This is a genomic window from Novosphingobium sp. Sphag1I, assembly GCF_056279125.1.
In genome coordinates this window covers 1-20,778 of the sequence record NZ_JBWBQS010000009.1, presented here as the reverse complement: position 1 = coordinate 20,778, position 20,778 = coordinate 1, and the positions used below count along the sequence as shown (strand labels likewise).

17 protein-coding genes and 1 tRNA gene are annotated in these 20,778 nt (G+C 61.9%); 10 read left to right on the top strand and 8 right to left on the bottom strand.

Annotated elements, in window-relative coordinates; genetic code table 11:
• Positions 1 to 22: 22 nt before the first annotated feature.
• On the bottom strand, positions 23 to 1,246 hold the full coding sequence (locus ACZ9HU_RS11795; protein WP_476105157.1) for a serine hydrolase domain-containing protein: 1,224 nt from the start codon (positions 1,244 to 1,246) through the stop codon (positions 23 to 25).
• A 68-nt stretch (positions 1,247 to 1,314) separates the two neighbouring features.
• Positions 1,315 to 3,834 (bottom strand): TonB-dependent receptor, encoded by a 2,520-nt coding sequence (locus ACZ9HU_RS11790; RefSeq protein ID WP_476105156.1) that lies wholly within the window; start codon positions 3,832 to 3,834, stop codon positions 1,315 to 1,317.
• Positions 3,835 to 4,053: 219 nt separating this feature from the next.
• Between ACZ9HU_RS11790 and msrB the strand changes: the two genes are divergently transcribed.
• Positions 4,054 to 4,455 carry a peptide-methionine (R)-S-oxide reductase MsrB gene (gene msrB, locus ACZ9HU_RS11785; protein ID WP_476105155.1) on the top strand — a complete coding sequence of 134 codons (402 nt, stop codon included), beginning with the start codon at positions 4,054 to 4,056 and terminating at the stop codon, positions 4,453 to 4,455.
• A gap of 189 nt (positions 4,456 to 4,644) precedes the next feature.
• Positions 4,645 to 6,696 carry a transglycosylase domain-containing protein gene (locus ACZ9HU_RS11780; RefSeq protein ID WP_476105154.1) on the top strand — a complete coding sequence of 684 codons (2,052 nt, stop codon included), beginning with the start codon at positions 4,645 to 4,647 and terminating at the stop codon, positions 6,694 to 6,696.
• A gap of 310 nt (positions 6,697 to 7,006) precedes the next feature.
• Here the strand turns inward: ACZ9HU_RS11780 and ACZ9HU_RS11775 are convergent, their stop codons facing one another.
• The 3 genes from ACZ9HU_RS11775 to hflK form a co-directional block, all read right to left on the bottom strand.
• The gene (locus ACZ9HU_RS11775; RefSeq protein ID WP_476105153.1) at positions 7,007 to 8,536 is read right to left on the bottom strand and encodes a Do family serine endopeptidase; all 1,530 of its coding nucleotides are present in this window, start codon (positions 8,534 to 8,536) and stop codon (positions 7,007 to 7,009) included.
• 148 nt (positions 8,537 to 8,684) lie between these two features.
• On the bottom strand, positions 8,685 to 9,557 hold the full coding sequence (gene hflC / locus ACZ9HU_RS11770) for a protease modulator HflC (protein ID WP_476105151.1): 873 nt from the start codon (positions 9,555 to 9,557) through the stop codon (positions 8,685 to 8,687).
• Positions 9,554 to 10,657, bottom strand: a complete 1,104-nt coding sequence (hflK, locus tag ACZ9HU_RS11765) for a protease modulator HflK (RefSeq protein WP_476105149.1) — start codon at positions 10,655 to 10,657, stop codon at positions 9,554 to 9,556. Before hflK ends, hflC begins: the two co-directional genes overlap by 4 nt.
• Before the next feature lie 210 nt (positions 10,658 to 10,867).
• Between hflK and ACZ9HU_RS11760 the strand changes: the two genes are divergently transcribed.
• Genes ACZ9HU_RS11760 through hemH form a run of 3 tightly spaced genes read left to right on the top strand, consistent with a single transcriptional unit; the run spans position 10,868 to position 15,190 of the window.
• Positions 10,868 to 11,878 carry an Mrp/NBP35 family ATP-binding protein gene (locus ACZ9HU_RS11760; protein ID WP_476105146.1) on the top strand — a complete coding sequence of 337 codons (1,011 nt, stop codon included), beginning with the start codon at positions 10,868 to 10,870 and terminating at the stop codon, positions 11,876 to 11,878.
• 7 nt (positions 11,879 to 11,885) lie between these two features.
• Positions 11,886 to 14,174, top strand: a complete 2,289-nt coding sequence (locus ACZ9HU_RS11755; protein WP_476105144.1) for a molybdopterin cofactor-binding domain-containing protein — start codon at positions 11,886 to 11,888, stop codon at positions 14,172 to 14,174.
• Positions 14,175 to 14,176: 2 nt separating this feature from the next.
• The gene (gene hemH / locus ACZ9HU_RS11750) at positions 14,177 to 15,190 is read left to right on the top strand and encodes a ferrochelatase (protein WP_476105432.1); all 1,014 of its coding nucleotides are present in this window, start codon (positions 14,177 to 14,179) and stop codon (positions 15,188 to 15,190) included.
• An 18-nt stretch (positions 15,191 to 15,208) separates the two neighbouring features.
• On the opposite strand, the gene ACZ9HU_RS11745 is transcribed toward hemH, so the two are convergent.
• Entirely contained in the window at positions 15,209 to 15,400 is a 192-nt protein-coding gene (locus ACZ9HU_RS11745) for a DUF1674 domain-containing protein (RefSeq protein ID WP_476105142.1), read from the bottom strand.
• A 55-nt stretch (positions 15,401 to 15,455) separates the two neighbouring features.
• Here ACZ9HU_RS11745 and ACZ9HU_RS11740 point away from each other — a divergent pair, with 55 nt between their 5' ends.
• Positions 15,456 to 16,685 carry an RsmB/NOP family class I SAM-dependent RNA methyltransferase gene (locus ACZ9HU_RS11740; RefSeq protein WP_476105140.1) on the top strand — a complete coding sequence of 410 codons (1,230 nt, stop codon included), beginning with the start codon at positions 15,456 to 15,458 and terminating at the stop codon, positions 16,683 to 16,685.
• 59 nt (positions 16,686 to 16,744) lie between these two features.
• On the opposite strand, the gene msrA is transcribed toward ACZ9HU_RS11740, so the two are convergent.
• Positions 16,745 to 17,275, bottom strand: a complete 531-nt coding sequence (msrA, locus tag ACZ9HU_RS11735; protein ID WP_476105139.1) for a peptide-methionine (S)-S-oxide reductase MsrA — start codon at positions 17,273 to 17,275, stop codon at positions 16,745 to 16,747.
• A gap of 97 nt (positions 17,276 to 17,372) precedes the next feature.
• Here msrA and aguB point away from each other — a divergent pair, with 97 nt between their 5' ends.
• From aguB to ACZ9HU_RS11720, 3 genes are all read left to right on the top strand, one after another.
• Positions 17,373 to 18,245, top strand: a complete 873-nt coding sequence (gene aguB / locus ACZ9HU_RS11730; RefSeq protein ID WP_476105138.1) for an N-carbamoylputrescine amidase — start codon at positions 17,373 to 17,375, stop codon at positions 18,243 to 18,245.
• The gene (gene folK, locus ACZ9HU_RS11725) at positions 18,229 to 18,747 is read left to right on the top strand and encodes a 2-amino-4-hydroxy-6-hydroxymethyldihydropteridine diphosphokinase (RefSeq protein ID WP_476105136.1); all 519 of its coding nucleotides are present in this window, start codon (positions 18,229 to 18,231) and stop codon (positions 18,745 to 18,747) included. Before aguB ends, folK begins: the two co-directional genes overlap by 17 nt.
• A 26-nt stretch (positions 18,748 to 18,773) precedes the next feature.
• Positions 18,774 to 18,849: transfer RNA gene (locus ACZ9HU_RS11720), tRNA-Lys, on the top strand.
• 404 nt (positions 18,850 to 19,253) lie between these two features.
• Here ACZ9HU_RS11720 and ACZ9HU_RS11715 read toward each other — a convergent pair.
• Positions 19,254 to 20,039 carry a tetratricopeptide repeat protein gene (locus ACZ9HU_RS11715; RefSeq protein WP_476105134.1) on the bottom strand — a complete coding sequence of 262 codons (786 nt, stop codon included), beginning with the start codon at positions 20,037 to 20,039 and terminating at the stop codon, positions 19,254 to 19,256.
• A gap of 118 nt (positions 20,040 to 20,157) precedes the next feature.
• Between ACZ9HU_RS11715 and ACZ9HU_RS11710 the strand changes: the two genes are divergently transcribed.
• Entirely contained in the window at positions 20,158 to 20,394 is a 237-nt protein-coding gene (locus ACZ9HU_RS11710) for a helix-turn-helix domain-containing protein (protein WP_476105132.1), read from the top strand.
• Positions 20,395 to 20,778 lie beyond the last annotated feature (384 nt).

Here is a 20,778-nt window from a genome sequence, read left to right as displayed (position 1 = left end):
GAATGCCTCCCCCATTCGCGTGTCACCGGCTGGTGATCGCTTTGAAATAGGCCAGCGTTTCGGGCATGACATTGGCCGGTTCGGGCTGAGGATAATGGCTCAGCTTGACGATGACCGTCCGGGTCTTGGGGTGGACATAGATAAACTGTCCCGCCAGCCCCAGCGCGGTATAGGCGCCCGGTTCATCATCCAGTTGCCAGAATTGAAAGCCATAGCCGCGCCGCCCTTTCGATGATGGCATGTCGAAAGGCACCATCGTGGTGGCCTGTTTCATCCAGCCTTTGGGCAGGACTTGTTTGCCGTTCCAAACCCCGCCATCCAGCATCAATTGCCCCAACCGGGCATAGTCGCGCAGGCGGGCATTATAGCCCATGCCCGACAATTCGCGCCCCACACCGGGCGGCCCGTCGGCAATCCACAATCCATCGGCCTCCATTCCGGCCGGACCCCACAGATTGGCGGCGGTGAATTGGGCGAGCGGCTGTTTTGTGGCCCGCTCGACAATCCAGCCCAGAACGGCGGTATCCAGCGTGGCATAGTTGAAGCGACTGCCCGGATCTGCGGCGCGGGTGATGGTTTTGGCGCTGTCGGCAAAGCGTTCCTTGTTCGCGACGATGGCGTTCATATGGATACGCGCGGCAAGGCTGGGCGTTGCGCCGAAATCATAGCGTTCCTCATAGGCGACGCCCGAACGCATTTGCAGGATATGGCGGATCGACACATCGCCATAGGCGCCGCTTTTCAGTTCCGGCACATATTGGCCCGCCGTATCATCCAGCGAATGGATAAATCCGCGATCCAGCGCCAGCCCGACCAGCAGGCTGGTGATCGATTTGGCCATCGAGAAGGAGATGAAACGGTCGGTCGGCTGGCTGTTGTTGCGATAGTCTTCGAAGATGATCTTGCCGTCGCGCATCACCAGCATGGCGTTGGTATAGGTGCGGCGGGCAAATTCATCATAGCTGCGCGCTTTGCCATCATATTGATAGGTCGGCGGCGTCATGGCCGGCCCCTTGGGCAAGGCGCGCACGGGGCCGGAGCGGGCAACCTTTCGCGTTTCAAACATCTCGGCCGAATGGCGGAAGTTGAACGCGTTGATGTCGCCGTCCAGCCAATGCTGGCGCATCAGGATGACCGGATCGGGCGGTACGTCTGCGCTCTGGGCGGCATTTTGCGCGGTGGCGCCCGGCGTGACAGCAGCAAGCATCAGCGCCATCAAAGGCAGCGCCGTTAAACCTCGGAGCATCCCGTATTCTCCTGTATCGGCAAAAAAGGGCGGGGCCATCAAATCAGGCCCCGCCCGGATTTCAAGGATCAGAAATCCTTTTTCAGCGTCACCGCCCATGTACGCGGCAGGCCGGGCGCGCCCGACACGGTGCCGATTGACACGTAATTCGCGGTCATCGAGGTGAAGTAGTATTTGTTGAAGATGTTGCGCACCTCGACGCTGGCGGTCCAGCCATCGGCGGCGCTCTTCCACGTAATGCGGCCATTGCCCAGGAAATAGCCGTTGATGCGATTGGTGGCGACCTGTGTGGCCAAGGCGCCGCCGCCGCCCGTCGGGGTGGTGGTGGAAACCACGGCGCTGTCGACATTGGTGGGGTCGACATAGATGTGCGACTGATAATTGCCATCCATGCGCAGCGAGAGCGTGCCCTTCATGACATCGGGAATGTCATATTGCACGCCCGCGTTCCACTTCCACTTGGGCGTATAGGGCGGGACAAAGCTGGCCTGAACCCCGGTGCTGGCGGTGTCGACGGTGGTATATTTGAAATCGAGATAGGAAAGCGAAGCATCAAAGGTCAGCCCGGCCGTCGGGCGGATCATCGTTTCGATTTCAAAGCCCTTTACATGGGCCGATCCGACATTCTTGGGTTGCAGGCACGGCGTCGAGGGGAAGCCCAGATTGTTCGGGCAATTGAGCACCGTCAGGATGATGTTCTTGTAATCATTATAGAAGGCCGACACGTTGAAGCGCAGTTTGCGGTCGAACAGGTCCGATTTGAAGCCCGCTTCATAGGCCACGATCGTCTCGGGCTGGAAGGATTGGGCCTGATTGATATAGAACGGGCGCGGGTTGACGCCGCCCGCGCGATAGCCGGTCGAAACCTGGGCATAGACCATCAGTTCGGGGCTGAAGCGATAGTCGCCCGCGATACGCCAGTCGGTGCGCTGCTTTTCAAAATGGGCGTTGAGGCCGTTCAGAGCGGCGATGGCGCAGTTGGGCGGCTGGCCCACGACAAAGGGATAGCCGGTGCAGGGCAGGATCGTCGACCCATCGGGATTATGCCGCGAATAGGTGTAATCCTTGGTGTCCCAACTGGCGCGCACGCCGCCCGTGATGGTCAGCGCATCGGTTACCTTGCCCGAAACGTTGGCAAAGACCGCCTTGTTGGTGGCGGGCGTCGTGTCGGGGCCATGCAGGAAGTCGATGCCCGCATAGTTGAGGTCGATGCGGCCGGTATAGGTGCCCTTGGCATGGAAGTAGAACCCGCCCACCGTGTAATCCAGACGGTTGTTGAAAGCCTTGCCGGAGAGGCGAATTTCTTCGCTCCATTGGGTGTTGGTCTGCGCCTGTTGCAGCATGGAGGGTTGCAGCGGAGCGCCTTCGGCAAAGGCCCACGAGGAATCGTAATGGCGATAGGCCGTGATGGATTTCAGCGCCAGGTTGTCGGCGATCGTCCAGTCGATGGTCCCGGCAAAACCGTAATTGTCGAGATTGGAATGTGGGTTCAGCGACAACGGCTTATAGGGCATCTGGCTGTCAGAGGCGGCATTGTCGAGATAGGTCGCATAGGAAATGAAGCGACCATCATAACCGGCAGGCGTCGCGTCACAGCTGTTCACGCCCGACGTGACAAAGGCGCAGTTGAGCGGGATCGAAGCCCCATTGGTGCCGCGCAGCCAGGGGCGGGCGGGGCTTTTCGAAACGGGCGAACCGGCAAATTGCCCGATGGCATTGCCATAGATCAGCACGGTGGCGCCCGGTTCGTCACGCTGGCGGGTATAGTCGCCCGAAACATTGACCTCGACATTGCTTGTCGGCATCCAGCGCAAAGCGACCTTGCCTGCGGTAAAGCTGGTGCCGCCCAGCGTGCCCAGCTTGGCATTGTCGCCGGTGGCCAGCGTGGGCACATTCGATCCGGGGTGAGTCTTGGCGTAATCCAGCCGGGTGACATAGCCGTCGCGGTTCTTGGTTGCGCCCGACACGCGCAGGAACAGGTTTTCGGCCAGCTTCAGGTCAAAGAAGGCGCGCATGTCGATGCGGTTGAACGCGCCATAGGTGCCCTCGACCATGCCCTTGCCATTGCCCTGCGGCTTGACCGAATAGAGCTTGATCGAACCGCCCAGCGAGTTGCGGCCCGACAAAGTCCCCTGCGGCCCGCGCAACACTTCGACGCGGTCAAGGTCCATCAGGTCGAGCAACGAACCGGTCAGGGTGGGCAGATAGACATCGTCAATATACATGCCCACGCCCGGTTCGAGCGCAAAGTTAGGGTCGGTCTGGCCCACGCCGCGGATAAAGGCGATGATGCCCGGCCCCAAATAGGCGTTTTGCGGGGTCAGCGTGACATTGGGCGTTTGGGCTGCCACTTCGGCCACATTGGTTTGCCCGCGCGCGGCCAGCGAGGCCCCGGTCATGGCCGTGATGGCCAGCGGCGTGTCCTGCAACTTCTGGCTGCGGAACTGGGCCGTGACGACGATTTCGCCGGTGGTGACTTCTTTTTTGGCCGGTGTTTGCGGCGTTGCGGTTTGCGCTTGGGCGGTGGTGGCGGTCGCGATCATCGCAACACAGGCGCCAGACAGGTAAAACCCCCGAATACCAATCATGATGCATCCTCTCTATAGTGCGCGGGCCGTTCATGCAGCTCGCGTCACGACTCTTCATATCATAGCTGTGAAAAATTCAGAAATGCGATTGCTATGGGCGATGCCATTTTTGCCAATACCGCGACATTCTTGCCGCAGTTCAACCTTGCCCGCACCGGACTTGCGCCTTGAACGCGCCCGCCCGTTACCCATATGGGTTGACGTCAAAGGAGAAAGCTGATGGTCGACCCCGAAATCCCCCAAACCGAGGCTGAATGGCGTCAGCGCCTGACCCCGATGCAATATCATGTTCTGCGCGAAGGCGGCACGGAACGCGCCTTTACCGGCGAATATGAAGGGAACAAGGCGGCGGGCGATTACCTTTGCGCCGGTTGCGGTGCGCCGCTTTTCTCGTCCGGCACGAAATACAATTCCGGCTCTGGATGGCCCAGCTTTTATGCGCCCGAAGCGCCAGAGGCGATTATCGAACACCGCGATATGTCGCATGGCATGGTCCGTACCGAGGTGCGCTGTTCGCGCTGTGACGGGCATTTGGGCCATGTGTTTCCCGACGGGCCACAGCCGACGGGCCTGCGCTATTGCATCAACAGCGCCAGTCTGGATTTCGAACCCAAGGATTGAGTCAAAAGCTGGCCCTGACCCTTCGGCGTGATTTTAGCACCGGGGCCAGCAATTTCAGGTTAACCCAAGGCGCTCTATCGCCTATGCGGAATTGATTAGAGGCGCGTGGATCCGTTTCGCGCGCCTGTTGCTTGCATATGATGGTGTCGCGCCGGACAATCCGTGCGCGCAGCAGGGGTTGGCGTTTCAATGGCAAGGCAGAATAGGCGCGGTTCGGGCGATTCCGACAACGGGCCGGGCGGACGATCAGGCGTGAAAGGCTTGTTCAAAAAATTCTTCATCTGGATGGGGGCGCTTGGCCTTCTGGCGCTGACCTTTGCCTTTGCCGCGGTGTGGATCGAGGCACAGCAATTGCCGGATTTCGACACGATGAAGACCAGCCAGAACGGCCAGACCATCCTTGTGCGCGCCCGCGACGGCAGCGAATTGTTCGCCATGGGGCCCAGCTATGGCAAATGGCTGTCCTATCAGGAAATTCCGTCGTCGATGAAGGCGGCGATCATCGCCACCGAGGACCGCCGTTTCCGCGACCATATCGGCATCGACCCGATTGGCGTTTTGCGCAGCTTTTACGTCCGCGCGCAAAAGGGCAAATGGCGGCAGGGCGGCTCGACCCTGACTCAACAGCTTGCCCGCACGATCTTCCTCAACAATGACCGTACGTGGAGCCGCAAGGCCCGCGAGGCGCTGATCGCGCTGGCGCTGGAGTTCAAGTTTTCCAAGGATGAGATCCTCGAACTCTATCTGAACAAGGTCTATTTCGGCGGCGGCGCCTATGGCGTTGACGCGGCGGCGCGCAAATTCTTCGGCCATGAAGGGCGCCAGCTCAGCCTTGGCGAATCCGCGATCATTGCGGGTCTGGTCAAGGCGCCCAGCCATTATTCCCCCACCGCCGACCAGCAGGCCGCCATCGACCGCGCCAAGGTCGTGCTGGAGGTCATGGTCGATGCAGGCGCCATTACGCCTTCGCAGGCCGAAAGTGTTGATTTGCAGGCGGTGAAGATGTCCGCCGAAGCATCGCAAAGCGCGGTGCGCTATTTCACGGATTGGGCGCTGCCCCAGCTTGACGTGCTGTTGCCTGAAACGCGCGACCCCAACAATCACGATAATCTGGAGGTCTGGACCACGCTTGATCCTAACCTTCAGAATGCGGCCGCCTCGGCCATCAAGGGTTATACGCCCAAGGACGCGCAGGGCGCCTTGGTCAGCATGGATCGCGACGGCGCGGTTCTGGCCATGGTGGGCGGTCTGGATTACGTGACCAGCAATTATAACCGCGCGACCAATGCCCTGCGTCAGCCCGGTTCGGCATGGAAGCTGTTCGTCTATATGGCCGCGTTGGAGGCCGGGGTTAAGCCCGATGATCCGGTGGTTGACCAGCCGGTGACCATCGATGGATGGAGCCCGCGCAATTCGGGCGGCACCTATGCCGGCCAGATCGACGTACGCACCGCCTTTGCCTATTCCAAGAACACCGTGGCCGCGCAATTGGGGCAACAGGTGACGTTTGACGCCGTGGCCGCCATGGCGCGCCGCTTTGGCATCACCACCCCGATTTCCACCAACCCTTCGATGGTGTTGGGCAGCAATGATGTGCGCGTGATCGATATGGTGCGCGCCTTTGCCGCCGTGTCGGCGCGCGGAACCTCGGTCGAACCCTATGGCATTGTCAAGGTCGTCGCCAGCGATGGCCGCGTCCTTTACGAACATGCCCAGACGCAAGGCCAGACACTGGTCGCGCCCTTTGTATCGGCGGGGATCACCGATCTGCTGCAAACTGCCGTCAACATCGGCACAGGTCGCGCGGCCCAGATCGGCCGCCCCGTCGCAGGCAAGACCGGCACGACCAGCAGCAACAAGGATGGCTGGTTCCTGGGCTTTTCCAGCGGCGTGACCACGGGCGTGTGGATGGGCCGCGATGATGCCAAGGCGGTTCCGGGCCTTCAGGGCGGCACGGCGCCTGCGCGCGCCTTTGCGCAATTCATGAAGGCGGCCGTGGCCAAGCGCCCCATCGAACCGTTTGAAACCGAACTGACGCTGCCTGATTGGCAACTTGAACCTGACGATATGGCAAATCTGAGCGGGCCGGACGCCTATGTCCCCACCGATGACAGTTCGGCGCCGGACAACAACCCCACCGACAATCAGCCCGGTCCGGCGGCCAATCCCGATTTTCTGGATAGTGCAACAGGGCGGCAGGGGGGTAATGTTCGGCGGCCCCAGCCCAGCGTGGGGTATTGATCAGGGGATAGGTGCGAGGGTCTAGACCCTCGCGCTCCCGTGACTGTCTGCGTTGTGGAATGGATTCGGCCTTTTGTGTCGGACGTGACGTTCAAATCAAAAGCCTGCGGCGTGGATAGTGATGACTTCACCGCGCCGCAGGCTTTCGCTATTTCAACGACTCCCCTTCGGCCAATCCACCACCCCAAATCGGGATTGTTAAGGGCCCCCGCCCTTAACCCGCCGGAGGCAAAACGCCCACACAATCCAAAACAAAACCCCCGCCAGCCTGACGCTGACGGGGGCCTGTTCATGTCCATGGTCGCGGTGATTAACGCAGGCGGATGCCCACATAGATCGGCGGCTGACCGGGGCGCATCCATTGCACGCCGACGGCAGTGCGACCCGCGGTTTGCGCGGCGCGGATGCCATTTTCAAATTCGCCCACGGTGTTGACGGCGGTGTTGTTGATCGAGAGCAGCACGTCGCCCCGCTCCAGCCCCTTGGAACCAGCATCCGAGGAGGCATCAACCCCCGCGACAACCACGCCCTTGGTGTTTTCCGGCAGGCCCAACTGGCGCGAGATTTGCGGTGTGAGCGTCAGCAGCGAGAGGCCGAGCGACTTTTCAGCAAGGCCGGTTCCCTTGGTGGGGGCCTTTTCGAAATCATCGCCGGTCTTCTTGCGGTCAAAGGTTTGCTGGGCCAGTTCCTCGTCGGTGGGGCGCTTGGACACCACGACGTTGAGCGTCAGGCGCTGGCCGCCGCGCAGCACTTCGAGCGGGATCTTGTTGCCGGGCTTGACGTTCGAGACCAGGAACGAGAGCGTCTGGTCGCGGGTCACATCCTTGCCATCGACCTTGAGCACCACGTCGCCAGCCTTCACGCCGCCCAGATCGGCACCCTTGCCGGGTTCAACCGCCTGGATCAATTCGCCGCGATTGTGGGGCAGGCCCATCGAGTCGGCATAATCGGTGGTCACCGGCTGGATGCGCACGCCCAGATAGCCGCGCTCGATCGTCTGACCCTTGATCAGTTGATCGACGATGGGGGCGGCGGTTTCGGCAGGGATAGCAAAGCCGATGCCAACGCTGCCGCCCGAAGGCGAGAAGATCGCACGGTTGATGCCGATCACCTGACCCTTCATGTCGAACATCGGGCCGCCCGAGTTGCCCTGATTGATCGCCGCGTCGGTTTGCAGATAGCGGTCATAGGCGCCGCCCTGACCCGTGTTGCGATAGACCGCCGAGATGATGCCCGCCGTCACCGTGCCGCCAAGGCCGAAGGGGTTGCCGATGGCCACCACCCAATCGCCCACGCGCGATGCGCGGCTGTCGCCAAACTTCACAAAGGGCAGGGGCTTGCCAGCGGTGATTTTCAGCACCGCAAGGTCGGAAGCCGCATCCTTGCCGATCAGCTTGGCGGGATATTCGCTGCCATCGGGCAGGGTGACGGTGATCGATTCGACCACGCCTTGCCCCTCGGGCGTCACCACATGGTTGTTGGTGACGAGGTAACCGTCGGCCGAAACGATGAAGCCCGAACCCAGCGATTGCGCTTCGCGGGTCTGGGGCTGGCCCTGACCTTCGCCGCCGCCAAAAAAGCCTTCGAACGGGGTGCCGGCAAACGGATTGGCGCCGCCCGCCACGCGCACCTTTTGGCGGGTCGAGATATTGACCACCGCAGGTTGCAACTGGCTGGTAAGATCGGCGAAACTCGACGGCGCGCCCACGCGGGGCGTGATGGCCTGAAGTTTCTGCGCATCATTTTGCGCCACTTGCGCCCCGGCGGGAAGTCCGGTGAGGAGCGAGAGGGTCGCACCCCCAAGAAGCAGCGCACTGGTCACTCCATAAGCGTATCGCACTGGGCATAGTCCTTGTTGTTTCGCCCGTCCCGGCCAAAGCCGGTGGCGGGGGCCGATCTCCGTTCGGCCATGGGGTGATTTATCAATTGTAATTTACGCCCGCCCGTCCTGAACGGAAATTGAATAGGCGTGGAACGGTTCCATCGGCCTATTGTCCCTTCTGGCTGCGGAACTGGCGCAGGTAATCATTATCCGGCGTCAACACGATCGTGGTTGACGATTTGTTGGCCGGATTGGCGAATGTGGTGCGATAGCTCTCCATCGCGCGATAAAAGTCATAGAAGCCGGGGTCCTTGCCATAGGCTTCGGCATAGGTCTTGGCAGCAACGCCTTCGGCCTCGGCGCGGATGATCTGGGCCTGTTTCTGGCCCATGGCGCGGATGGTGGTGGCCTCCTGTTCGCGCGCGGCCTCCATCCGGGCATAGGCGCGTTCCAGCGGCGTGCCATCGGGCAGGTCTGCGCGCTTGATACGCACGTCGATGATCTGGGCGCCATATTCGCGCGCCTCAAGGTCCAGCGCCTTGCGGATCTGTTCCATCATCACGCCGCGTTCCGGCGTCAGCAACGATTGGAACGTATAGGACGCCAACCCCTGACGCAGCACGCTGGTCATGATCGGCTGAAGCTGTTCCTGAACGCGCTCAGCGGTCCCGGCGGTGCGCACCATCTTGACCGGATCGATGATGCGGAAACGGGCATAGGCGTCCACTTCCAACCGCTGCTGGTCAGAGGAGTTCACCTGCTGGCGCTCCATATCCAGATTGAGCACGCGGCGGTCCACCCGCACCAGCGTTTCAAAAAAGGGCACGCGCAAGGACAGGCCCGCGCCCGTGTTGCCGAAATCGACGCCCGGCTTGTACCGATTGATGACACGCACCGGTTCGCCCAGCCACATGACCACGGCCTGCTGGCTTTCGGGCACTTCAACCACGGCGGAAAAACCCACCAATGCCGCCGCGATCAGAGCCGCCGCGCCGAATTTGGCGCGCGGGCTGATGCCATCCTGAAACAGACCGCTCATGGCTTCACCACCACAGGTTCATCGGCCTGTTTCTTTTGAATGGCGGGCAAAGGCATATAGGAATTGAACCCGCCCGATGGCGCGATCACCTTGTCATTCTGCGACAGAACCTGCTCCATCGTGGCGTAATACATGCGGCGGCGCGTCACTTCGGGCGCCAGCTTGTACTGGTCATAGACCTTGTTAAAGGCGGTGGCGTCGCCCTCGGCGCGCTGGATCACCTGTTCGGCATAGGCGCGGGCGTTGGACATGTCGCGGTTGGCGTCCTGCTGGGCGGCCTGTACGCGCTGAAATGCGTCATTGACCTTGGCGGGCGGGTCGGCCTTTTTGATGTCGACGCCCTGAACCAGAATGCCCGAATGATAGGCGTCCAGCACGGCCTGCATCCGTTGGCGCACATTGGTTTCGATTTCGGCCCGGCGCGTGCCCAACATCACATCGTTCAGCTTCACCTCGGCCACGCTGGCGCGCATGGCGGCTTCGGCCACTTCGCGCACGGTGCCCTGCGGGTCTTCCAACTGATAGGTGAATTGCTTGAGGTTACGGATGTTCCAGCGGATGATATAGCTCAGATCGACAAGGCTCTGATCACCCGTCAGCATCAGCTTTTCAGCCTCACCTTCGGGCACATTGTCGCGCCGGATCGATGTCACATCCTCCACCCGCACGCGCTGGATCGGCCATGGGGCGGTGAAATTCATGCCCGGCCCGATGGTCGAGGTATATTTGCCAAAAGTCGTGACGATGCCCTGTTCGTTGGACGACAATTGATGCCCGGTCGAAAAGGCCAGCCACAGCAATGCCACCCCGCCCAGCAGAACCGGGGTCCAGCTTTTGCCATTGGGGCGCTGGGGAATGCGGAAATTGGGGCCGGGGGGCGGGGTGCTTGGCCCGCCGGGGCCGCCCGGTCCGCCATTTTCACGGCGGGCGCGGAAAATATCCTCAAGGCTGCTGGCGCGGCGGCCCTGATTGCCCTTGCCGGTCGTGGGCGGTTGCCACGGGTTGCGCGGTCCTGAATTTCCGGGCTTGGGCGTACCTTCCTCCGGGCCTGAACCATCGTCCTGTTCGGCCATTAATACCGGGGGCAGAGCAGGAGACATGCCCCTTACCCTGCGTTGAATTCCCTGCGCGATCCACTCGGCCATTTGCTTCATGGCACTATCTATAGGTGCCTCCTTACGAATTAACAGGGGGCGATGAACCAGATTGCGCAAATTTCCCAAGGTGGGGTGCCTTTCGGGTGTTTCCCCTTGGGGGCAAAATGCTCTAGGGCGCGGGGCACGACCTGTGTTGATTTCAAGGATAGTGTGATGAGCGCCCAGCCTGCCGATGACCTGCGCCAACTTTTGCCCGCCGAAATGGCGTCGCGGGTGCAATCGCTGCGTCTGGCCGATGGGGTGGTGACGCTGGTTCTGGACGGATCGGGGCTGGATGGCGCCGCGCGCGCCGCGATGGAGGCGGGCGCCAAGGCCGCGCTGTCCGCCGCGCCCGCCGTGACCGAGGTGCGCGTGGGCATCATGGCCGACCGTGACGCGCCGCCCCCGCCTCCCAAGGGGCCGCTGATTCTGGCGGTGGGTTCGGGCAAGGGGGGCGTGGGCAAATCCACCCTTTCGGCCAATCTGGCCGTCGCGCTGGCGCGGGCCGGGGTCAAGGTGGGGGTTGTCGATGCCGACATTTATGGGCCGTCACAACCGCGCCTGTTCGCCAATGAAGGCATCAAGCCCAACGCCAAGGACAGCAAGATGTTTCCCGTCCCCAGCCGTTACGGCGTGGGCGTCCTGTCCATGGGCCATCTGATCGAGGACGGTCGGGCCATCGCATGGCGCGGGCCGATGGTGTCGGGCGCGCTCAGCCAGTTGGTCGATGCGCATTGGGGCGATACACAGGTGCTGGTGATCGACCTGCCGCCGGGCACGGGCGATGTGCAATTGACCATGGTGCAAAAACACAAGCCCGCAGGTGCCGTCATTGTTTCCACGCCGCAGGATCTGGCGTTGATGGACGCCAGCCGCGCGATGAACCTGTTTGAGGGCGCGCATGTGCCGGTGCTTGGGCTGGTGGAAAACATGGCGGGCTATATCTGCCCCCATTGCGGCAATGTGTCGGACCCGTTCGGCTGCGGCGCGGTGGAGGATGCGGCGACGCGGCTGGACATGCCTTTCCTTGGCCGTGTTCCGCTGGACATATCGATCCGTCTGGGTTCGGATGCGGGCGACCCGCCCGCCGCCGGTGAAGGTCCGCAGGCCGAGGCCTTTGCGCGCATCGCCCGCGCTTTGCTGCCCTGGCTGGCGACACAGGGCGTGACGCCGGGCAAGGCTTGATCCAACGATGGCCATAACCCGGCGGCAATGGTTGATCGGTTCGGCGGCGGGCGGGGGCCTGCTGGTGGGTTGGAGCCTGTTGCCCCGGCATTATGCCCAGCCCTTTCCGCCGGAGGAGGGGCAATTCGCCTTTGACGCATGGTTGCGCATTGGCACGGATGGCGTGGTCAATGTCGCCATCCCGCAATTGGAGATGGGGCAGGGGGTGATGACCACTCTGGCCCGGATTGCGGCGGTCGAATTGGGGGCGGATTGGCGACAAGTGGCCGTCACGCCCGCGCCGATCAGCGCACATTTCCCCAACCTTCCGCTGGCCGCGCAATGGGTGCCGTTATGGGCCTCCATCGTCTCGCCCATCGTGGGGGATCAGGACGGCTGGCTGGTGCGCCGCTGGGCCGAGGATCATCGGTTCATGGCAACCGGGAGCGGCACATCGGTGGCGGCCTATGAAGAACCCTTGCGCAAGGCGGCGGCGGGCGCGCGCTCTGTGCTGGCCATGGCGGCGGCGGCGCGCTGGGGGCTGAGTGGCTGGGAGCAATGCGACGTGTCGGGCGGGGCCGTGCGGCACGGGGCCAAGGTTCTGGGCTTTGGCGAATTGGTTGCGGATGCGTCCCGCCAGACCCCGCCCGATCCGCCGGTGTTGCGCCCCGCGCCTGCGGCGGAAAGCCCGGCGGTGATGCCTGCCGGGGCGGAACTGGCCTTTCCCCGTCTGGATGCCCCGGCCAAGGTTGATGGGGCTTGGCAATTTGCCGGCGACATTCGCCTGCCCGACATGGTCTATGCCGCGATCCGCCATGCGCCGCGCGGGCAGAATGTTACGCTGGGCGCGCATGATGCGGGCAAGGCGAAGGGCATTTCCGGCTTTATCCGCATGGTCGAAGGCCCGCGCTGGGTCGCCGCGGTGGCCAGCGATTGGTGGGCGGCGGAAAGGGCGTTGACCGCGATTGCCCCCGGTTTCGTGGTCGAAAAACCGCTGGAAAGCGCGCAGATCACCAAAGCGCTGGACGAGGCGTTGGGCCGCGCGATGAAGGGCGAAGACACCGAACGCATGGTGGCGGTGGGCGACCCCGATGGTGTTCTGGGCGATCATCCGCAATTTTCGGCGCGCTATGACATTGCCCCTGCGGTTCATGCGACGTTGGAAACGGCGACGGCCACGGCGCGGCTGCGCGACGGATTGGTCGAGGTTTGGGCCGCCGTTCAGGCGCCAGAGCGGACGAGGCTGGCTATTGCGCGGGAATTGGCGGTGCCCGCGCATAAGGTCGTGCTTTATCCCGTTTCGGCGGGCGGCAGTTTCGATGCGCGCTATGATTCCCGTTTCGCCATAGAGGCCGCCACACTGGCCCAAACCGTGGGCAAACCAGTGCAATTGATGTGGAGTCGGTGGCAGGAGCATGTCGCCGGATTGCCTCGTGCCCCCTTGGCCGCCCATGTCCATGCGCGGGCCGATACAGCCGGGCGCGTGGCCGCATGGCGCAACCGTATCGCCATGCCCGCCACGATGCGCGAATTCGGCCTGCGCATGCTGTCGGGCGCCAGCACCAGCAAAGCGGCCAGGATGCAGGACCGCCAGGATGTTCTGGCCATGGCGGGGGCCAATCCGCCCTATGCCATCGCCCATGTCGCGGTGGACCATGCCGCGACGCAGATCGGCCTGCCCACTGGCCCGATGCGGGGCGGCACGCATGCCATGCACGCCTTTGTCACGGAAAGCTTTCTGGACGAAATCGCGGCGGCCATCGGGCATGAGCCTTTGTCCTTTCGCATGGGCATGCTGGACAATGATCCGCGCATGGCGGCCTGTCTGCAACGCGTATCGGCATTGGCGGAATGGAACGGGGGCAAGGATGGCAGCGGGGCGGGGCTGGCCTGTCACCGGATGGGCGATATTGCCACGGGCGGATGCATTGCCGCCATTGCCACCGCGCGGCGCAGCGAGGCGGGCGTCCGGGTGGACCGCATCACGGCCGTTGCCGACATCGGCCGCATCATCCACGCCGACATTGCCCGCCAACAGATCGAAGGCGGGCTGATCTACGGCATCTCTCTGGCCATCGGGGCCACTATGGGGTGGCGCAAGGGATTGCCATCGGCGGCAAAATTGGGCGAACTTGGCCTGCCCCTTTTGGCCGATTGCCCCGAAGTCGAGGTTGAATTGATCGCCAGCGGAGCCGATCCGTTCGATCCGGGCGAATTGGGTGTGGCGGTGGCCGCGCCTGCTATTGCCAATGCTTTGTTTTCCGCCACAGGTTTGCGGCTGCGCCGTTTGCCCTTGGCCTCTGATGATCAGGAATGACTATGGAACGCCCGATTGACCATCCGCCTGTGGCCGCCCCGCGCGTGGGGGTGATGCTGGTCAATCTGGGCACGCCGCAGGCGGCGACCGCCCCGGCGGTGCGGACCTATCTGGCCGAGTTTTTGTCCGACCGGCGCGTGGTGGAAATTCCGCGACTGGTGTGGATGCCGATCCTGCATGGCATCATTCTGCGCACGCGACCGGCCAAATCGGCCCATGCCTATGCACAGGTGTGGACGCCCGATGGTTCGCCTCTGGCCGCGATCACCAAGGCGCAGTCATGGGCGTTGCAGGAGCGGATGGGGGACGCGGTAATGGTCGATTGGGCAATGCGCTATGGCCAGCCTTCGATTCCCTCTGTGCTGGAAAAGATGAAGGCGGACGGGTGTGAACGCATTCTGGTCGCGCCGCTCTATCCCCAATATTCGGGCGCGACCACGGCCAGCGTGATGGACAGGCTGGGTGAAGGGTTGGCGGCGATGCGCTGGCAACCGGCGATCCGCACCTTGCCTCCCTATTACGATGATCCGGCACACATCGAGGCGTTGCGGGCCGATCTTGCGCGGCAATTGCGGGCCATGGCCTTTGTGCCGCAGGTGTTGCTTTTGTCTTTCCATGGGATGCCGGAACGCACCCTGCATCTTGGCGACCCATATCATTGCCAGTGCCGCAAGACTGCGCGTTTGCTGGCACAGGCGCTGGCGGGCGAGTTTCCGGGGATTCGGGTTGAAACCTCTTTCCAGTCACGCTTTGGCCGCGCCAAATGGCTGGAGCCTTCGACCGAGGACACGCTGGCCCGTCTGGCGCGTGAAGGCGTGGGGCAGGTGGCGATTGCCGCGCCCGGATTTTCCGCCGATTGCGTCGAAACGCTGGAAGAACTGGCGATCCGTGGCCGCGAAGTTTTCGAGGAAGCCGGAGGCAAGGATTACGCCGTGCTGACCTGCCTTAACGCAGGGGCGGAAGGCATGGCGATGATCGAGGCTCTGGTGCGGCGGGAATTATTGGGCTGGGTTTGAGGCAGCCCAATTGGTGGCTTAAAAATCCCACGCAATCCCCTTGCGGGTGAAATCGCCATAGCGGGTGGGGGACAGGCCTTCGGGGTCTTCCTCATCCTTGGGCGTGGCGGGCGCGGGGGCGGGGTCGTTCGTCCAATGCGCGGGCTTGACGAAAGTGCCGGGGCGCTGGGTCGAGCGCTGGAAAGGCCGGGGGGTGGAACTGTCGGTCATGGGGTCTTCCATGCGCCCGCTGGCGCGGGAATGCAATATACCCTAAGGGCCGCGCATGACACGTCTGCCAACTTCTGAAACCGTCCCCGGACTTGCCCCTCGTCGCGCCGCTTTGCGCCTGATGGATGCGGTGCTGCGCCGGGGGGAAACGCTTGATAATGCCGCCCATCCCGCAACGCAGGGCCTGCCCCAGCCGGACAAGGCGCTGTCCCGCGCGCTGGCTGGGGAGGCGATGCGGTGGATGGTCGATCTGGACGCGCTGATCGATTCGGCGACGAAACAGATCCTGCCCGATGATGCCAAGCCGCGCGCGGTTCTGCGCCTGATGCTGGCCGGGTGGTTGCGGTTGGAAACGCCGCCGCACGCCGTGGTGGCGACGGGGCTGGAATTGTTGCAGGGCGGGCCGCGCCGACTGGCGCATGGCGTGTTTTCCTCGCTGGTGCGGCGCGGTGTAACCTTGCCCGAAGCGCCGACTTTGCCCGAACGCGTGATGGAGCGTTGGGGCGAACGGGGTGGGGCGATAGCGGCTGGGCTGGCGGTGCCGCCGCCGCTGGATTTGTCGGTGAAGCCGGATGGGGCTGCGCCCGAAGGCCTGTCCTTGATGCCCGGTCATGTACGCCTGTCGCGCGGCGATGCGGTGGAAAGCCTGCCCGGATTTGCCGGTGGGGATTGGTGGGTACAGGATCTGGCGGCTTCAATCCCGGCGCGTTTGATCGGCGCGGGGGCGGGGCGTGTTCTGGATGTTTGCGCCGCGCCTGGTGGCAAGACGATGCAATTGGCCGCCGCAGGATGGGATGTGACGGCGCTCGATTCCAGCGCCAAGCGGATCGAGCGGATGCGGGGCAATCTGGACCGCACCGGGTTGACCGCCGATCTGGTGGCGATCAACGCTTTGAAATATGAGCCGGAGGAATTGTTCGACGCGGTATTGCTGGACGCGCCCTGTACGGCGACCGGCACGTGCCGCCGTCACCCGGACGTGCTGCATCGCATTGGCCCGCGTCAGATCGCCGAAATGGCCGAGTTGCAGAGTGAATTGCTGGCCCGCGCCGCAGGGTGGCTGAAACCGGGCGGGGTGCTGGTCTATGCGGTTTGCTCGTTGGAGCGTGAGGAAGGCGAGGATCAGGCGGCCAAGGTTGCCCTGACCCCTGATCCGATCCGGGCGGAGGAATTGCCCGCGGGGCTGACGCCTACGCATGAAGGCTGGTTGCGCACCGATCCCGGCATGTTGGCGCCCGAAGGCGGGTTGGACGGGTTCTTCGTCGCGCGCTGGCGCAAGGGGTGACTGTGTGATCCCGTGGTTGGCGGGATCACACAATCTATCAAACTCTGTCGAATTGCCGCTTAGGCTTTCAGCCTCTGCGCAAACCCCTTCTTCAACTTCGCCAGCTTGGGCGGGATGACGGCCAGACAATAGGGATTGCGCTGTCCTTCGCCGACCCAGTAGTCCTGATGGTAATCTTCGGCCGGATACCATGGGGCGATGGGTTCGATCGTGGTGACAATCGGCGCGGGCCAATCCTTTTGCGCGCGCAAGATGGCTTCTTCGGCATGCGCGCTCTGCACCGCGTCCAGTGGAAAGATGGCGCTGCGATATTGGGTGCCGATGTCATTGCCCTGACGGTTCAATTGCGTTGGGTCATGCGTGGCAAAGAACACGTCGAGCAAATCAGCATAGGAAATGACCGCAGGGTCAAAGCTGATGCGGATTGCTTCGGCATGGCCGGTTGCGCCGCTGCACACCTGTTTATAGGTCGGGTTCTCGACGCTGCCGCCGATATATCCGCTTTCCACGTTGCTGACCCCGGTCAATTGGCGGAACACCGCCTCAACGCACCAGAAACAGCCTCCAGCGACAATTGCTTGCTGGGCCATGTCCATTCTCCAATCTTTCGTGATTGGCCCCTAGATAGGGATGATCGCCCTGCCTGCAATGGTGGACATATTTCGAGGCTCGACATAGGAAGCGGCCATGACCGAACGCACAATTACCGTCGCCGCGCTTCAACTGGCGCTGGGCAGCCAGGATGAGGCACAAAACATCGCCGCCACCGTCGCGCTGGTGGAGGAGGCCGCGGCCAAGGGCGCGCAGATCATTCTGCCGCCCGAACTTTTTTCCTCGCCCTATTTCTGCACGATCGAGGATGAGGCGCTGTTTGCCCTTGCCCGCCCGGTGGACGAACACCCCAGCGTGGCCGCGATGCAAAAGCTGGCCAAGGCGTTGAACGTGGCGATCCCGACCAGCTTCTTTGAACGCGACGGGCACCATTACTACAACACACTGGCCATGATCGATGCCGATGGCGAAATCATGGGCACCTATCGCAAGAGCCACATTCCCGACGGGCCGGGCTATGAGGAAAAATACTATTTCCGCCCCGGCAACACCGGTTTCAAGGTGTGGGATGTTTTCGGCACGCGCATCGGCGTGGGCATTTGTTGGGACCAATGGTATCCCGAATGCGCGCGGGCGATGGCGCTGATGGGCGCGGAAATGCTGTTCTATCCCACCGCCATCGGCACCGAGCCGTATAATGCCGACTTGGACACCAGCCGCATGTGGCGCCGCGCGATGCAGGGCCATGCGGTGTCGAATTGTATGCCGGTGATCGCCGCCAACCGCATCGGCGCCGAGGCGGCCTATGGCGGGCCAGAGCAATCCTATTACGGCCACAGTTTCATTAGCGACGAATGGGGCGATCTGACGCAGGAGTTCGGCGCCGGCGAAACTGGCGTGCTGGTGCAGACGCTTGATCTGGCGCGGGCGGCCACGCACCGGGCCGGCATGGGCTTTTTCCGCGACCGCAGGCCCCAGCTTTATGGCCGCCTTGCGCAAGACATCTGATCTTTATGTGATCGCGCTGGGGTCGAATGTCCGCCATGCAACCCATGGCGGGCCAGAGCGCGTATTGCGGGCCGCTCTGGGTGCGCTGGCGCAGGCTGGGCTGGGCATTGAGGGCATGGCTCCGGTGATTCGCAGCGCGCCTTTGGGGCCGTCCTTGCGGCGCTATGCCAATGGGGCGGTGGTGGTGCGATCGGATCTGCGGCCGGTTGCGATGCTGGCGCTGCTCAAATCCATCGAACGCGAATTCGGGCGGCGCGGCGGAAAACGTTGGGGTTCGCGGGTGCTTGACCTCGATATTGTGCTGTGGAGCGGTGGAGAATGGCGCTCTCCCGGCCTTTGCGTGCCCCATGCCTCTTTTCGTGAGCGTGACTTTGTTTTGCGCCCTTTGGCGGCACTTGTCCCCAACTGGCGTGATCCGCGCACAAATTTTAGCATCAAACAATTACACAGCCGCTTGACCCGAAGCCTCCGCGCCCCTAGGGAACCGCGACCCGGCGCCTGAAGCAAGCCTTCAGCAGCGTATGTTGGGGGCCCATAGCTCAGTCGGTAGAGCAACTGACTTTTAATCAGTAGGTCTCTGGTTCGAATCCAGATGGGCTCACCAAATTTTCAATGGTTTAGCTTGATTGATGCCCTTCGGGGCCGCTCCGCCATTGAGGATAGCAATCAGATAGCAATCAGGCGCGCCGATTTGGCAGGCGCTTGTTAACGGAGCGCATTCTTTTCACCCGTCTGACGGCTTCCTGTGGGCCTCATGCTGAAGCACGGTGCTGGATGAAAAGGATTCTTTGATCGGCCCGAGGCCCCCAAGGGGGATTGGGTTTTGTATGGGGTGGGGGCTTCAATGATGCCTCAGAAAAAATTTCCCAAAATTTTTAAATCTCAGGAGCTAAAGGCGTCTGAGGTTTTGTTATGCAGCTGTCAGGAGGCATCTGCTATCTGCCAAAGGGGGGGGCTTACTCTAGCTACGAAATATCGCTATGCATTCAGCATGATAGCTTACATGCCTCAATTGGTGGGGCTGAATTGCCCGGTTTGGTTGTTAATCACGCCATGGGGTCCGGCGTTGGTATAAGTGTTTCCGTTCCGGTCTGTAAAGCTGTTCGGACCTGCCCTGTTCAGGATGACGGGATCTTGGATTCGACGTGGTGAGGGCATGTCCGCCTCATTGACTCTGCTGGCAGGGCTGTCGCCATAAGCCCCGCTCACGGACGCACGGGCGCCGATGGGGGGCATGACTACTGTGTTCTGGTTGGGTGCATAGGAGGTCATGGGGAGTGGCGAGACATTTGCGCTGTTGTTCTGAGCCAGAGCAGTCGCAGGTGCCATGTTGGTGGATGCGTTGCCGGGCAAAGGCAGTGCTGATTGTCGGGGCGCGGCATCCCACACCAACGCACCCCCCGCTGCCTCTGCAAGGGTTTCCATGTCGCTAGGATTGCCTTGATTAGCGGCTAATCTAAACCACTGGAGCGCTTGAGCACGGTCTTGGGGTAGCCCTAGTCCAAAATAATAGATGCTTCCCATCATGCTTTGAGCATGAACATCGCCAAGATTGGCATATTTGCTCAGGATGGGCACGGCTTGGGCATATCGCCCCCCTATCAGAAACTGCATTCCTTCAATCAGTTCCTGTTGCTGGTCAGGTTGTAGAGGCGTCACCACATAGGGAGAAGCCTGCTCAGCCCTAAGGTGTTCTGGATTTTGACCGTGACTGAACAACTGATGCACATAGGTTCGTAAGGCTGTACTGAAGTTGGGATTGTTCCAGATGGAGATGCCAAAAAACAGGGCCATTCCGACCAGAGTGCCAGCCTCAAGCCTTTTGCCCGTCACAATCTTACCTCCCATCCGCCAATGTATAACATACTATAGTTGATAAACTTAAAATGTGTAAATTGCGATCTGCATACCGATGGATATGCGGAAACTGGTCGGCAGGAATGTGGCCCGTCTGCGGCGAGAGCGGGGCTTGACGCAGGAGGAGGTCGCGGAGCGTTCTGGCTTCAGTCAGCAATATCTGAGTAGCCTTGAGCGCGGGCAGCGCAACCCAACTGTTATTACGTTATATGAGTTAGCTCAGGCGCTTGGGGTCGATCATTGGGTGTTGGTCATGCCTGAAGTTCAGGCCCCGCCAAGGCTTCCTGTCTAGGCAATCTACGCTATTAGTCGCACGATGTTTTGCAACTGGCCCCCTCCATTTACCGGTCGCTTTTGACAGCGAAGGCATGGTGACGGTGCGCAGCCCCGGCGCGAGCGCTAAAAAGCGCAATTCCGTCGGCATTTTACAGTGCCTGCCTCGGTATGAAGATCGGATTTCTGCCCTCAAGGCGCAACTATCCCGCCGCCCGCGTCTCGTGGAAGACTAGGCGGTGCATGTTGAAAGCTAGATTGGCAGCGTGATTTTCGCCTTCTGATGTGTGGACTTGTAACGGATTTGCGCCGGTCACCTATCTCACTATGCCACCTTGGCCTCGAATGCGAGGGGGCTGATGCCGCCCAGATATGAATGGCGCCTACGTGGGTTGTAGAAGCC